This is a genomic window from Pseudomonas sp. NPDC087697 (assembly GCF_044743155.1).
Taxonomy (GTDB): Bacteria; Pseudomonadota; Gammaproteobacteria; order Pseudomonadales; family Pseudomonadaceae; genus Aquipseudomonas.
Genome location: NZ_JBIUVW010000097.1, coordinates 1 through 1325 on the forward strand (window position 1 = coordinate 1; position 1325 = coordinate 1325).

Consider the following 1325-nt stretch of genomic DNA (forward strand, 5'->3'; position numbering starts at 1 on the left):
CTATGGCTCTGCGTTTGGCTGGCGAACTGATGGACGCTGCCGAAGGTAAAGGTGCTGCAGTTAAGAAGCGTGAAGACGTGCACCGTATGGCTGAAGCCAACAAGGCTTTCTCGCACTACCGCTTCTAATTTTAGCGTCACTAATTTTGCGAGGGCTTTATGGCTCGTACAACACCGATTAACCGCTACCGTAACATTGGTATCGTTGCTCACGTGGATGCTGGTAAAACCACCACCACCGAGCGCGTCCTTTTTTACACTGGCAAAAGTCACAAAATGGGCGAGGTGCATGACGGCGCCGCGACCACAGACTGGATGGTGCAGGAGCAGGAGCGTGGTATTACCATTACTTCTGCTGCTATTACCGCTTTCTGGCAGGGTTCCGAGAAGCAGCACAAAGATCAATACCGTTTCAACGTCATCGACACCCCGGGCCACGTAGACTTCACCATTGAAGTTGAGCGTTCCCTGCGTGTTCTCGACGGCGCGGTCGTTGTGTTCTGCGGTACCTCGGGTGTTGAGCCTCAGTCGGAAACCGTATGGCGTCAAGCCAACAAGTACGGCGTTCCACGTCTTGTTTACGTAAACAAGATGGACCGTGCTGGTGCAAACTTCCTGCGCGTGATCGGTCAGATCAAGCAGCGTCTGGGTCATACCCCGGTGCCAATCCAGTTGGCTATCGGTTCCGAAGACAACTTCCAGGGTCAGATTGATCTGATGTCCATGGAAGCTGTTTACTGGAATGACGCTGACAAAGGCATGGTTCCTCGTCGCGAGCCTATCCCTGCTGAATTGCAGGAATTGGCCAACGAGTGGCGCGGCAACATGATTGAAGCTGCGGCTGAAGCCAGCGAAGAGCTGATGAACAAGTACCTCGAAGGTGAAGAGCTCACCAACGCGGAAATCAAGGCCGCTCTGCGTCAGCGTACTATCGCTGGTGAGATCGTTCTGGCTGTTTGCGGTTCTTCCTTCAAGAACAAGGGTGTTCCCCTGGTTCTCGACGCCGTTATCGACTACCTGCCTGCTCCTACCGACATTCCTGCCATCAAGGGTACTGACCCGGATGACGAGACCAAGGAAATGGAGCGTCACGCAGACGACAGCGAGCCGTTCTCGGCTCTGGCGTTCAAGATCGCTACCGACCCATTCGTGGGTACCTTGACCTTTGTTCGGGTTTACTCGGGCGTGTTGGCCTCCGGCGACGGCGTGATCAACTCGGTTAAAGGCAAGAAAGAGCGCGTGGGTCGTATGGTGCAAATGCACGCAAACGCCCGTGAAGAAATCAAGGAAGTGCGCGCTGGCGACATCGCGGCCTTGATCGGCATG

General features: G+C 54.8%; 1 protein-coding gene and 1 pseudogene. Both read left to right on the plus strand.

From position 1 onward, the window contains the following. Positions 1 to 128, plus strand: a pseudogene (locus ACIPIN_RS28930) (30S ribosomal protein S7); the annotation flags it as partial. A gap of 30 nt (positions 129 to 158) precedes the next feature. Beyond that, a partial coding sequence (locus ACIPIN_RS28935) for an elongation factor G (RefSeq protein WP_401124925.1) occupies positions 159 to 1325 on the plus strand: 1167 nt, incomplete at its 3' end.